We start from the raw sequence: 12680 nt of genomic DNA on the forward strand, positions 1-12680 counted from the left end.
TTTCAATGAAAAAGTGGCAATTAGTCGGTACGACTGTATTAGGAGCTTCAGTACTTTTAGGCGCATGTGGCGGCGGTAACGGCGGTTCAGGCGAAGGTAAAGATGTAAGTGGTGAAGTAAAAGGTGACGGATCTTCAACAGTCGGTCCTATCATTGAAAAATTAAACGAAAAATTCGCTAAAGATTATCCAGACGCTACAGTATCATCAGGTACTTCAGGAACAGGTGGCGGATTCGAGAAATTCATTTCTGGAGAAACAGATTTCTCAAATGCTTCAAGACCTATTAAAGATGAAGAAAAGAAAAAATTAGAAGACAAAGGTATTAAATACAAAGAATATAAAATTGCTCAAGATGGTGTAACAGTAACAGTAAACAAAGATAATGACTTCGTAAAATCATTATCTAAAGACCAACTTAAAGAGATCTATTCTGGAAAAGCTAAAACTTGGAAAGACGTTAACTCTAAATGGCCTGATAAAAAAATCAAAGCGTTCTCTCCTGACCAATCACATGGTACATTCGACTTCTTTACTGAAGAAGTAATGGATAAAGGCGATATCAAAGCTGAGAAAAATGCTGATACTAACGTCATCGTACAATCAGTTCAAAAGAACGAACAAGGTATTGGTTACTTTGGTTATAACTTCTATCAACAAAATAAAGACAAATTAAAAGAAGTTAAAGTCAAAGATGATAAGGGCAAAGATACTAAACCAACTAAGAAAACAATCCAAGATAACTCTTATGCTTTAAGTAGACCATTATTCATCTACGCTAAAGAAAAATCATTAAAAGAAAACAAAGCTTTCCAGGAATTCATGAAATTCACACTTAAAGATGAAGGTAAATCTGCAGAAGATGCTGGTTATGTAGCACTTCCTAAGAAAGATTACAAAGATGAACTTAAAGAATTAAAAGATTACATTAAGAAAAACAGCAAAGACTCTGATAAAAAAGAAGATAAATAATTAACAATAGAGTTTGGGAATACAACGAAAATCAATACAAAGTAGGTTAATTCAGCCACTTTGTATGATTTTCTTTTCAGGTTAGCACATAAATATCATGAGTCTTTACTCTTATCAACCTGAAATATTCCCACTCTTTTTTTATAATTGGGAGATTTAAGAAGAGAGGTTTTCATATGGTTTCAAATACAAACATTAGAGAAATGATTGCTAAAAACAATGCCAAAAAGGGTGGCATGAGCGATAAAATAGTGCCAATCATTTTAGCTATCATTTCAGCAATTTCAATTTTAGTAACTTTAGGGATTTTATTTACATTACTAACTGAAACAATCACTTTCTTTACACGTGTATCAATCACAGAATTTTTATTTTCTACAGATTGGAACCCGTTCTCAGCTAAACCTTCATATGGTATTTGGGCATTAATCATTGGAACACTTAAAATCACAATTATTGCAGCTTTATTCGCAGTTCCAATTGGATTAGGCGCAGCTATTTATTTAAGTGAATATGCTTCAGATAGAGCTAGACGCATTATTAAACCAGTACTTGAGGTGTTAGCAGGTATACCAACTATCGTGTTCGGTTTCTTCGCATTAACATTTGTTACACTGATTTTAAGATCTATATTTCCTGACTTAGGTAGTTTTAACTCAATTAGTCCTGGATTAGTAGTAGGGGTAATGATTATCCCACTTATTACAAGTATGAGTGAAGATGCAATGGCATCAGTTCCAAACAAAATTCGTGAAGGTGCATTAGGGTTAGGTGCTACAAAATTAGAAGTTGCAATAAAAGTTGTTTTACCTGCAGCAGCTTCAGGTATTTTAGCATCAATTGTCTTAGCTATTTCAAGAGCAATTGGAGAAACAATGATCGTATCTCTAGCAGCTGGTAGTACACCTACAGCTTCATTAAACCTAACTGGGTCAATCCAAACAATGACTGGTTATATTGTTCAAGTTGCTACAGGAGATGCTACTTTCGGATCAGACGTTTACTACAGTATCTATGCGGTAGGATTCACGCTATTTATTTTCACATTAGCTATGAACTTACTATCACAATGGATTTCTAAACGTTTCAGAGAGGAGTATTAAAATGTCTACAACAACTACTAACGTAGCAAATCATAACAAAACATTAGTCGATCAAAATAAAGTCGAAAAAAATATTTCTAGTCGTATGACGAAGAATAAAGTATTTAAAGGTATATTCTTAGCTTGTACATTAATAGGATTAATCGTATTAGCAGCATTATTAATAGATACATTAATCAAAGGTGCTGGTCATTTAACACCTTCATTCTTCACTAACTTTTCTTCATCTACACCATCTATGGCCGGTGTTAAAGGTGCTTTAGTGGGAACATTATGGTTAATGATTACTATCATTCCAATTTCAATTATTTTAGGTGTCGGTACAGCAATTTATCTTGAAGAATATGCTCGTAAAAATCCATTTACAGACTTTGTGAAAGTTTGTATTTCTAACTTAGCCGGGGTACCTTCAGTAGTATTCGGTTTATTAGGACTTACATTATTCGTACGTGGTATGGGAATCGAGTCATTATCTCTTGGCAAATCAATTTTAGCTGGTGCATTAACAATGTCTTTATTAATCTTACCTGTCATTATCGTAGCATCACAAGAAGCTATTCGCGCGGTACCCAATTCAGTACGAGAAGCGTCATATGGTTTAGGTGCAAATAAATGGCAAACGATTTACAAAGTCGTTTTACCGGCTGCATTACCAGGTATTTTAACTGGATTTATCTTAGCTTTATCTCGTGCATTAGGCGAAACAGCGCCTTTAATTTTGATTGGTATTCCAACAATTCTATTACGTTTACCAAGCGGCATCATGGATCAATTCCAAGCATTGCCAATACAAATTTATAACTGGGCTAAAATGCCTCAAGAAGAATTCCAAAATGTTGCGTCAGCAGGCATTATCGTATTATTAGTTATCTTATTATTAATGAACGGTTTAGCAATATACTTCCGTAACAAATTTAGTAAGAAATTTTAAAAACAAACGAAATCTTAATATTGGGAAAGCGATATTGATTATTAAGTAGACTTATTTCAACTTAATTATTTAGAAGGAGTTTTATACTATGGCTAACAAACAAGTCGAAGAAAACAAGAAATTAAATGAACTTAAAAGCAATTCAGGGCAAAGCGTTGCTACAATTGTAACTACAGATGATAAAAAAGATTCAATTTCAGATAGCGAAAGAAAAGTAGTATATTCTACTCAAAATTTAGATTTATGGTATGGCGATAACCATGCACTTCAAAATATCAATTTAGATATTCTTGAAAATAACGTCACTGCTATTATTGGACCATCAGGTTGTGGTAAATCAACTTATATTAAAGCATTAAACCGTATGGTAGAACTTGTACCTTCTGTAAAAACAGCTGGTAAAATTTTATACCGCGATCAAAACATATTTGATGCTAAATATTCAAAAGAGAAATTAAGAACTAATGTAGGTATGGTATTCCAACAACCAAATCCATTTCCAAAATCAATTTACGACAATATTACTTACGGTCCAAAAACACATGGTATCAAAAACAAAAAAGTATTAGATGAAATTGTTGAAAAATCACTACGTGGTGCTGCTATTTGGGATGAATTAAAAGACAGATTACACATGAATGCGTATGGTTTATCTGGTGGACAACAACAACGTGTTTGTATAGCTAGATGTTTAGCGATTGAACCTGATGTTATTTTAATGGACGAACCTACATCAGCATTAGACCCAATCTCTACTTTAAAAATAGAAGAATTAGTTCAAGAATTAAAAGAAAATTATTCAATTATTATGGTTACACATAACATGCAACAAGCGGCGCGTGTTTCTGATAAAACTGCTTTCTTCTTAAATGGTTATATTAATGAATATGACGACACTGACAAAATTTTCTCAAATCCTGCTGATAAGCAAACTGAAGATTATATTTCAGGACGATTCGGATAATAGATGGCAGTTATTAGACAAAAATACGAAGATCAACTAGAAGGCTTAATCAAAGATTTACGCCGACTAGGTCTTCGTGTTTATTTTAATATTGAGAATGCCTTAGTGTCGTTAAGTGAAGAGAAGAGAACATTTGCCAGAGAAACTATTCAAAAAGATAAAGAAATCAATCATCTAGATCATGAAATTAATGAAAAAGTGATTATGTTGATTACAAAACAGCAACCAATAGCTACAGATTTGAGAATGATGATGTCAGCATTAAAAATTTCTACAGATTTAGAGCGAATGGGAGACAATGCAGCTAATATCGCTCATATTAGACTTCGAGTCAAAATAACTGACCATTATGTATTAACTAGATTAAAAACAATGGGTAAACTTGCTATGTTAATGCTTGAAGATTTAAATACAGCCGTTAAAAATGAAGATATTACTTTGATTAAAGAAATTATCGAACGCGATCAAGATATTGATGACTTATATATCAATATCGTTAATACTACTTACTTAATTGATAATGATCCTTTCGTTGCTGGACAAGCTCATTTAGCCGCTAGAAACTTAGAACGTGTAGGGGACCATATTAGTAATATTGCTGAAAGTGTATATTACTTCTTAACTGGTAACCGTTATGAAACATCACATTAATCTACCTATATAATCCAAATTAACAAATAAACATATAATAGCCCCTCAAATGAATGGTGATTTTTTCATTTGAGGGGCTTTTATTATAATTATTTTGATTGACCTTCAATCTCATCAGTTAATGCAATTGCTTCATCGACTAATTCAGAAATATAGCGAATAGTATCTTTTAATGGCGCTTCAGTTGTAATATCTACACCTGCTTGTTTAGCTAATTCAACAGGAGATAAACTGCCACCTGATTTTAACGTATTTAACCAAGCATCGACTGCTGGTTGACCTTCATTTTTAATTTTTTGAGAAACAACCGTACCTATTGTTAAACCTGCAGAATAAGTATATGAATATAATCCCATATAATAATGTGGTTGTCTCATCCAAGTTAACTCGGCACCATCAGTCATTTCAACTGCGTCACCGAAAAATGTTTGGTAAACATTTAACATAATATCATTTAGAACTGGAGCAGTTAGAGATTCTCCATTATCTACTTTTTTATAAACTCCCCGTTGATATGCCGCTTCAAGTAAGTGTGTCACCATATTATGATAATAAGTACGTGATAAAATTGAGCCAATCACCCAACGTTTAAAACGCGGGTCATCACTATGGTTAAATAAATAATTGGCCATCAACATTTCATTCATAGTAGACGGGGCCTCTACAAAATACATAGACGCTTCAGATTCTAAGAAATTTTGATGTGTTTGTGCTAATGTAAAATGTCCAGCGTGTCCTAATTCATGTGCTAATACAAATGTTTCAGCCATTTTACCCGTCCAAGAAATAAAGACATATGAATGTGTAAAATATGGACTAGCACAAAAAGCGCCAGTATCTTTACCTTTATTTTGAGCAAAATCTATCCAACGATTCTGATAAGCAGATTCAAGCATTGAAGTATAATCATCACCCAACACATTTAATGCACCATAAATATATTTTTTAGATTCTTCTATTGAAATATCTGGTTCATAAGTAGGATCTATTGAAATTTTCAAATCTTCAAATCGCATTTTATCTAAACCATGAACACGTTGTAATAATTTGGCATATTTTTGCATTACTGGTGCTAAATCACTCATAATTACATCAATTTGTCTATCAAACATGTCTCGTGTCACTTCTTGTTCTTGTAACAGATAATCAATAACAGAATCATAGCCTCTTAAATCTGCTTCAATTTTTTCTTGTTGAACTTGCATATTATAAGTTGCTGCAGTTGTATGTTGATATCGTTTAATAGCATCACTAAATGAATTGAAACTTTTCTTTCTGAATTCTGCATCAGCATGATCTTCATATTCATTTTCAAATGTTGCGTAATCCATTGGATAATCTACATTTTCATGTTCAAACGATTCAAATGCGATATCTAGCATTTTTGTCGTACCATATAAATCATAAGGTTGATTAATAGTAGGGGATAAACTAGCTAAAGTTTGTTCTACTTTAGGATCTAGTTGATATGGTTTACGCTGAATGAGTTGCTGAATATAGTGTGGATATTGTGTTTCAGCTAGTAAGTGTTGTAATTCATCATCATCTAAATCTAATATTTCCGATTCTAAAAATGATAGCTGACTTGCGATTTTACCATATGAAGTATTTAATTTCGCATTTAATTGTTGTGCTTTTTCATCACTAGTATCTACACTTAGACGTAATTCTGAATAGTTTCCTAGACGATCTAATTGTATTAATAGAGTCTCATACTCATGTAATGCTTTTTCAGCAATTTGATAGTTTGTTAGTTGACCAGCAAATCGTTTATTAAAATCTATAGTTGAAGCCATTATTTCTTCTAACGTTTCGTAAAAGGCATCATCATTTTGGAATAAGTCTTTTAAATCCCAGATTTCTGAACTTGATACATCTTTTCTATTAGGTAAGCCTTGAGACAATATGTTTCACTCCCTGTTTGTTAATATACGTCATATTATACATTAGTTATTTTTCTTACGCAGTTGATTCAGATAGGAAAATCAAACTTTAATTAAAAGTGTTATTAATGAGATATACTACTATAGTAGGTTTAGTTGTTAGTTAGAAAATAGTATAATAAAATAGTGTTATTTTAAATAAGGAGAATTCGTATATGACAATTTTTGATATGCCCAATTTCCTATGGATTACTATATTAGCGGTCATCATACTAACAGTGTTTTGCACTTTAGTATTACATAGATGGTTTATTGCGGCAGTAATTTCATTTGTGGTTTTAGGTGTGTTGGCATTCTTAATCCCTAACTTTCAAGATATTACATATCAACCGTTATTAGGATTTGCTGCTTTTATGGCAATAATCAGTTTAATTATTAGTTTCTTATTATGGTATTTCACTCGTAATTGGAGACGTGAAAGAAAGAAAAAACGACTCGAAAAAGATATGCGTAGATATGAACAATTTGAACATGACTATAATGATGATTTCGATAAATATCGTCGTCGTTAAATATAATTTTCATAACCCGATTCTGAATATAACTAACAGAGTTGGGTTTTTAATTTTGATGTAACTAAACATTTTTACAATATAAATATTAGCGTCTATAAACTTTGGCGTTATTAATTTAATATCATCATTTTTATGGAGAGATATCAATGAATATTTTTAAAATAATCACTGCAAAGTGCATAGAAATGATTGTTGTGCTGTTAGTTTTATCAACGATTACTTTTTTATTGATGAAATTATCACCGGGTAATCCAGTTGATAAGATTTTACATTTAGATACTGCACAAGTTTCAAATACACAAATTAAAGCAACAGAGGACAAACTTGGACTAAATGATTCCATATTTATTCAATGGTGGCATTGGATCAATCAAATTTTACATTTGGATTTAGGTGTTAGTTATCAAACAAATGAGCCAGTTACTCAAGAAATCACTAACTATGCACCCCCAACTTTAATTATAACTTTAGGTACACTTGTTGTTTCTATTATTATTTCATTACCATTAGGTATCTTAGCAGCAATCCATTATCATCGCCCAATTGATAAAATAATAAGAATAGGTACTTCATTATTGGTCAGTTTACCTGCATTTTTTATAGGTATACTTTTATTATATATATTTGATTTGAAATTAAACATCTTACCACCAGCTAGTGATGGTCAATTTGTTTCATATATACTTCCAATTTTAACAATGAGTATTGGTATGTGCGCATACCTCATTAGATTAATTAGATCTAATTTGTTAGATTTATATCAAAGTCCGATCGTACAAGTTTCTCGATTACGAGGTATGTCTGAACACTATATTCTATTTCATGATTTATTAAAACCTGCACTTTTACCAACCATTCCATTGATTGGGTTATCAGTAGGTAGTTTAGTCGGAGGTACGGTGGTTATTGAAAATCTATTTGAAATACCTGGTTTAGGTGCTTTTTTAGTCGATAGTATTCGTTCTAGAGATTATCCCGTTATCCAAGGCGTTGTTTTATTTATCGGCACTTTAGTCATTATTATTAATACCTTAGCTGATTTATTAAGTGTAATGTTAGACCCAAAACAACGTTTGGCTTCACACCGTAATACAAAGAAATCGTCTCAAGGATATGAACAAAAGGAGGCGACACCTCATGAAAATTAAATTCAACAAGAAAAACTGGATATTTTATGTATTTTTCATTTATATTTTAATCATTATTCTGATGCAATTTTTTGTAAATGATGAAACTGCTATAAAAGTTAATTTATCTCAAACGTTTGAGCCAATGAGTGGAAAACACTTTTTAGGAACTGATGATTACGGAAGAGATTTATTTACACGTTTAGTTGTTGGTGCACGTTCAACTTTATTGGTAACAGTATTAACACTTATCATTACAGTCACAATTGGCGTTCCACTTGGTTTATTAGCAGGTTATAAAAAAGGTTGGACAGACAATATTATTATGCGTGCAATCGATATCGGATTAAGTATTCCAGAATTTGTTATTATGATTGCTTTAGCAAGTTTCTTTCATCCAAGTATTTGGAATTTAGTTATAGCTATTACAGTTATAAAATGGATGAATTATACAAGAGTCACAAGAGGAATAGTTAACAGCGAGATGCATCAATCTTATATACGTATGGCACAACTTTTCAAAGTACCTACATCGAAGATTCTTTTTAAACATTTATTGCCTAAAGTATTACCATCAATATTAGTATTAGTCATTGTAGACTTTGGGAAAATTATTTTATATATTAGTTCGTTATCATTTTTAGGTCTTGGTGCTCAACCACCTTCACCAGAATGGGGCGCGATGTTGCAAGCAGGACGTGATTTTATAACTTCTCATCCTATTATGATGATTGCACCTGCAACGACTATTGCTATTACAATCTTAATATTTAATTTAACCGGTGATGCTTTACGTGATCGTTTATTAGAAAGGGGAAATCGATAATTGAATACTATAGACATTAAAAATCTCTCAATTGAAGACGAACATAGAAACCAACTAATAACAAATGTCGATTTAACTATATATGATAAACAAGTAAATGCCATCATTGGTGAAAGTGGGGCAGGAAAAACGCTATTGATGCGTTTTATATTAAATCAACTACCGTCGCATTTTCGAGTTAATTGTGATCATTTTCATTTTAATGATCACTCTCATGGCACTATTCAATACCAATTAGGTAAAGATATCGGGTATATTTCTCAAAATTATACACAAAGTTTCAATGACCACTCTAAACTAGGCAAACAACTTGTTGCTATTTATCGCACCCATTACGATGTAACAAAACAAGAGGCTATTTCTAAAGTAAATAAAGCATTAGGATGGGTGAACTTAGAAGGTGAATTTATATTACAACGTTATAGCTTTCAATTATCAGGAGGGCAGTTAGAACGTGTATATATCGCTAGCGTACTTATGCTTGACCCGAAACTCATTATTGCTGATGAACCGGTTGCATCTTTGGACGTTGTAAATGGACAACAAATTATGGATTTATTACAACATATTGTTAAAGATCATCATCAAACCCTTTTAATTGTTACTCATAACATGAGTCATGTTTTAAAATATGCAGATTATATTAATGTTATGAAATTTGGACAAATCATAGATTATGGCGACCTTAACTATTTTCAAAGTCACCATATCAATCCTTATTCTCAACAATTATTACATTCTAGAAGTCATTTAAAGAGGGATGAACATGATTAAATTAGACAATGTTTCTTTCAATTACCATAAAAATCTACCTGTGTTGAAACATATTAATTTAACAATACAAGATAATGAAATCGTTGGTATTGTTGGGGAAAGTGGGTCAGGGAAGAGTACACTTGCCTCATTATTAATGAATGAACACAGCCCATCAGAGGGATTTATTAAGTCAGATACTCAAGACATACTACCTGTATTTCAACATGCTTCAGAAAGTTTTAATCCTAATATGACTATCCAACAGTCATTGTCTGAACCTTTGATCTACTATAAAAAGTATAATGATAATGATATTGATAAAATCATCAACGATACAACACAATCATTTAATTTACCGTTATCTTTACTAACAAAATATCCAAATGAATTAAGTGGTGGTCAGCTACAACGTTTTAACTTGATGCGTACGTTACTCGCAAAACCACAAATATTAATTTGCGATGAAATTACATCCAATTTAGATGTTATCGCAGAACAACACATGTTAGATATTTTAAAAGAAAATTATCAAAAACATATACAAACTTTAATTATGATTTCACACGATTTGTCTGTCATTCAGCGGATGTGTCAACGTATGATTGTATTACAAAATGGCGAAATTGTTGATGATTTTGAAACTGGATTGTTATTTAATGAGGACCGACATCCTTATACTAAACAACTTGTTCAAGCATTTGAATAAATAAGTTAAAAAGTGAGTGGGGAAGGCATTACATTGCCAACCTCACTCACTTTTTTATTGTTTTATTGAATGTTACTTTTTATTTTTAAAGGCATCTTGTATATGGTCAAGTTGATCAATTGTAAGTTGATGTCCACCTTCACCAAAGTACCATGCATTTGATTCAAATTGATATACTTCATCATTTTCAATTGCTTTAACATTTTTAATGACTTTATTATTTAATTCTTTAGGTATAGTTTTGTCATTACCATCTTTAGTACGGTTAATTACGAATATTTTATCAGGATTAATTTTATTTAAGTATTCATAACTCACTTGATTTCCCGCTGAATTTGCTTTCATATTGTCATCAGCATGTTGAATACCTAGATCTTTATTTAAAAAGCCACCAAAACGACCAGTATTAGCAAATGCTTTCATACCTTTATCATCAACCAACAATAATAATACTTTGTCTTTAGTAATTACACGTTGTGTTTCTTTAACTTTATCTTTCAATTGTTTATTTAAAGATTTGGCTTTTTGCTTTTTATCAAATATTTTACCAAGTTGATTTGTCGTATTTTCAATTGAAGAAATATAGTTATCGTTATCGGGGCTTACAAATAAAATTTTAGCATTAGGTGCTGCCTTCTTCATTTCATCAACCGTTTTCGTATGTGCTTGTCTGAAAGAAGCAAGTATTAAGTCTGGTTTTGCTTTAGCTAAATTATCATAATTAGGTCGCCCAGGGTTTCCTAAATTAATGTATTTTTTATCTTTGAATTCAGATAAAGAGTGGGGCAAAAAGCTATTACCTTGACCTTTCGCAATTGCTTTAATATGACTTTGAAGACCCATTTGTTGCATAATATCTAAAGCACCGTAGTCCATAACTGCGACATTTTTAGCATTTTTAGGTACCTTGACTGTCTCAGTTTTCTTATCTCCTTTAGAGTGGGTATTGTTTTTATCTTTAAATTCATATGTATTCTTTATAGTAACTGTGTCTTTATTTTGTTCCTTTGATTTATGAGAACCTTGACTACAAGCTACTAAAATTAATCCTATCATTAAAATAAATAATAATTTACATGTATTTTTCATAATAATCCTCCTTATCAATATTATAATTGAAAATGAGAATCATTATCAATAGAAATTTTACTTATTTTACAACCATTTATCTATTACTTCACATACGGCTTCATTAGTATTTTCAATTAATGTAATATTAGTATTATTGATGAATGTTGTATGGTCCATATGTTCATTTGTGACAAAGTAGCCTTGTGTAGCATGTTCTAGCATTTGAATATCGTTATGATCGTTACCAAAAGCTATATATTCAGTGGTATTACCAATGAGTTTTTGGATAGTAGTATGTTTATCAATACCTTGAGCTGTAATATCAATATATCGTTCATTAAGATGATGTATAAGTTCAACTGATTTAGATTTTTCAGCTAAAATCGTAGCAATTTCTTCAAAATCATCTTTACGAATTTCTAATATAATGGCTTTAATTGGTTGAGGAATGTCATTCATATCTAAAGCCTTTGCAGTATTATTAGGGTCAATTCGTTGAAATAATTCATTTGTAGTATCTAAGTTCGTTGAATAGTTGTATTTATCATCAAATATGTATTTTAGTTGGTATGCATTTACAATATCTTTAATTAATTGCAAAACATCGAGTGGGATTGATTTAATAACTTCAATACGACCATTTTGAGAAATAATTGAGCCATTGCCACCAATAAGTGTAAAATCTTCAAATTCTGGAATTACTGGTAATAAATCTCTAATTGGACGTGCTGATGCAAATATAACTTGATGACCGTTAGCATGTAGTTTAAATATACGATCGATAATACGTTGATCTACATGTAGACCATCAATATCAAAAACAAAATTCATAAAACAAAACTCCTAAACTAAAATGATGAACTTATTATAGCATAGTGTAAGTTAGCGTTAAAAAACGAAATTCATTTGTAATAAACTGAAAATAGGGTCCCCTGTATCGAATATCTATAACTTCCTATAATATATATTATGTAAACTAAAATTAAAAAACAACTTAGTCTCCTTGGATTATTCTTAAATTCTAAATTTCACTACCGTATTTTATATTTTACAATTCGTTATATTTTTAAGTAGTTTTGTTTTTGTATGACTTATAACTATTAAACCTTAATTTAT

The 12680-nt window shown here is 31.2% G+C and carries 13 protein-coding genes; 10 read left to right on the top strand and 3 right to left on the bottom strand.

Annotated elements, in window-relative coordinates:
* The first annotated feature begins 5 nt into the window (after window positions 1-5).
* The 5 genes from HMPREF3125_RS00165 (at window position 6) to phoU (ending at window position 4620) form a co-directional block, all read left to right on the top strand.
* Window positions 6-971: a PstS family phosphate ABC transporter substrate-binding protein gene (locus HMPREF3125_RS00165; protein WP_070451205.1), complete on the top strand. Its 966-nt coding sequence runs from the start codon at window positions 6-8 to the stop codon at window positions 969-971.
* 176 nt (window positions 972-1147) lie between these two features.
* Entirely contained in the window at window positions 1148-2074 is a 927-nt protein-coding gene (gene pstC, locus HMPREF3125_RS00170; protein WP_070451206.1) for a phosphate ABC transporter permease subunit PstC, read from the top strand.
* 1 nt (window position 2075) lies between these two features.
* Window positions 2076-3005: a phosphate ABC transporter permease PstA gene (pstA, locus tag HMPREF3125_RS00175; RefSeq protein WP_017636977.1), complete on the top strand. Its 930-nt coding sequence runs from the start codon at window positions 2076-2078 to the stop codon at window positions 3003-3005.
* Between the two features lie 88 nt (window positions 3006-3093).
* A complete protein-coding gene (pstB, locus tag HMPREF3125_RS00180) occupies window positions 3094-3969 on the top strand; it encodes a phosphate ABC transporter ATP-binding protein PstB (RefSeq protein WP_070451208.1) in 876 nt (291 codons plus the stop codon).
* Window positions 3970-3972: 3 nt separating this feature from the next.
* Window positions 3973-4620: a phosphate signaling complex protein PhoU gene (gene phoU / locus HMPREF3125_RS00185; protein ID WP_017636979.1), complete on the top strand. Its 648-nt coding sequence runs from the start codon at window positions 3973-3975 to the stop codon at window positions 4618-4620.
* An 89-nt stretch (window positions 4621-4709) separates the two neighbouring features.
* On the opposite strand, the gene pepF is transcribed toward phoU, so the two are convergent.
* Complete coding sequence (gene pepF / locus HMPREF3125_RS00190; RefSeq protein WP_070451210.1) at window positions 4710-6524, bottom strand: oligoendopeptidase F; 1815 nt, start codon at window positions 6522-6524, stop codon at window positions 4710-4712.
* Between the two features lie 194 nt (window positions 6525-6718).
* On the opposite strand from pepF, the gene HMPREF3125_RS00195 reads away from it, so the two are divergent.
* The 5 genes from HMPREF3125_RS00195 to HMPREF3125_RS00215 all read left to right on the top strand — a co-directional run bounded on the left by HMPREF3125_RS00195 (window position 6719) and on the right by HMPREF3125_RS00215 (window position 10493).
* Window positions 6719-7075 (top strand): hypothetical protein, encoded by a 357-nt coding sequence (locus tag HMPREF3125_RS00195; protein ID WP_029055375.1) that lies wholly within the window; start codon window positions 6719-6721, stop codon window positions 7073-7075.
* 149 nt (window positions 7076-7224) lie between these two features.
* The gene (gene nikB / locus HMPREF3125_RS00200) at window positions 7225-8226 is read left to right on the top strand and encodes a nickel ABC transporter permease (RefSeq protein WP_070451212.1); all 1002 of its coding nucleotides are present in this window, start codon (window positions 7225-7227) and stop codon (window positions 8224-8226) included.
* A complete protein-coding gene (gene nikC, locus HMPREF3125_RS00205; RefSeq protein WP_070451213.1) occupies window positions 8216-9031 on the top strand; it encodes a nickel transporter permease in 816 nt (271 codons plus the stop codon). Before nikB ends, nikC begins: the two co-directional genes overlap by 11 nt.
* Window positions 9032-9805 (top strand): ATP-binding cassette domain-containing protein, encoded by a 774-nt coding sequence (locus HMPREF3125_RS00210; RefSeq protein WP_070451216.1) that lies wholly within the window; start codon window positions 9032-9034, stop codon window positions 9803-9805. It begins immediately after the preceding gene.
* Window positions 9798-10493 carry an ABC transporter ATP-binding protein gene (locus HMPREF3125_RS00215; protein WP_017636985.1) on the top strand — a complete coding sequence of 232 codons (696 nt, stop codon included), beginning with the start codon at window positions 9798-9800 and terminating at the stop codon, window positions 10491-10493. The genes HMPREF3125_RS00210 and HMPREF3125_RS00215 overlap by 8 nt, the downstream gene beginning before the upstream one ends.
* Window positions 10494-10565: 72 nt before the next feature.
* Here the strand turns inward: HMPREF3125_RS00215 and HMPREF3125_RS00220 are convergent, their stop codons facing one another.
* Entirely contained in the window at window positions 10566-11582 is a 1017-nt protein-coding gene (locus HMPREF3125_RS00220; protein WP_046466655.1) for a siderophore ABC transporter substrate-binding protein, read from the bottom strand.
* A 66-nt stretch (window positions 11583-11648) separates the two neighbouring features.
* Window positions 11649-12395: an HAD-IIB family hydrolase gene (locus HMPREF3125_RS00225; RefSeq protein ID WP_070451217.1), complete on the bottom strand. Its 747-nt coding sequence runs from the start codon at window positions 12393-12395 to the stop codon at window positions 11649-11651.
* Window positions 12396-12680 lie beyond the last annotated feature (285 nt).

Origin of the sequence: Staphylococcus sp. HMSC13A10 (genome assembly GCF_001808005.1) — a bacterium.
Lineage (GTDB): Bacteria > Bacillota > Bacilli > Staphylococcales > Staphylococcaceae > Staphylococcus > Staphylococcus pasteuri.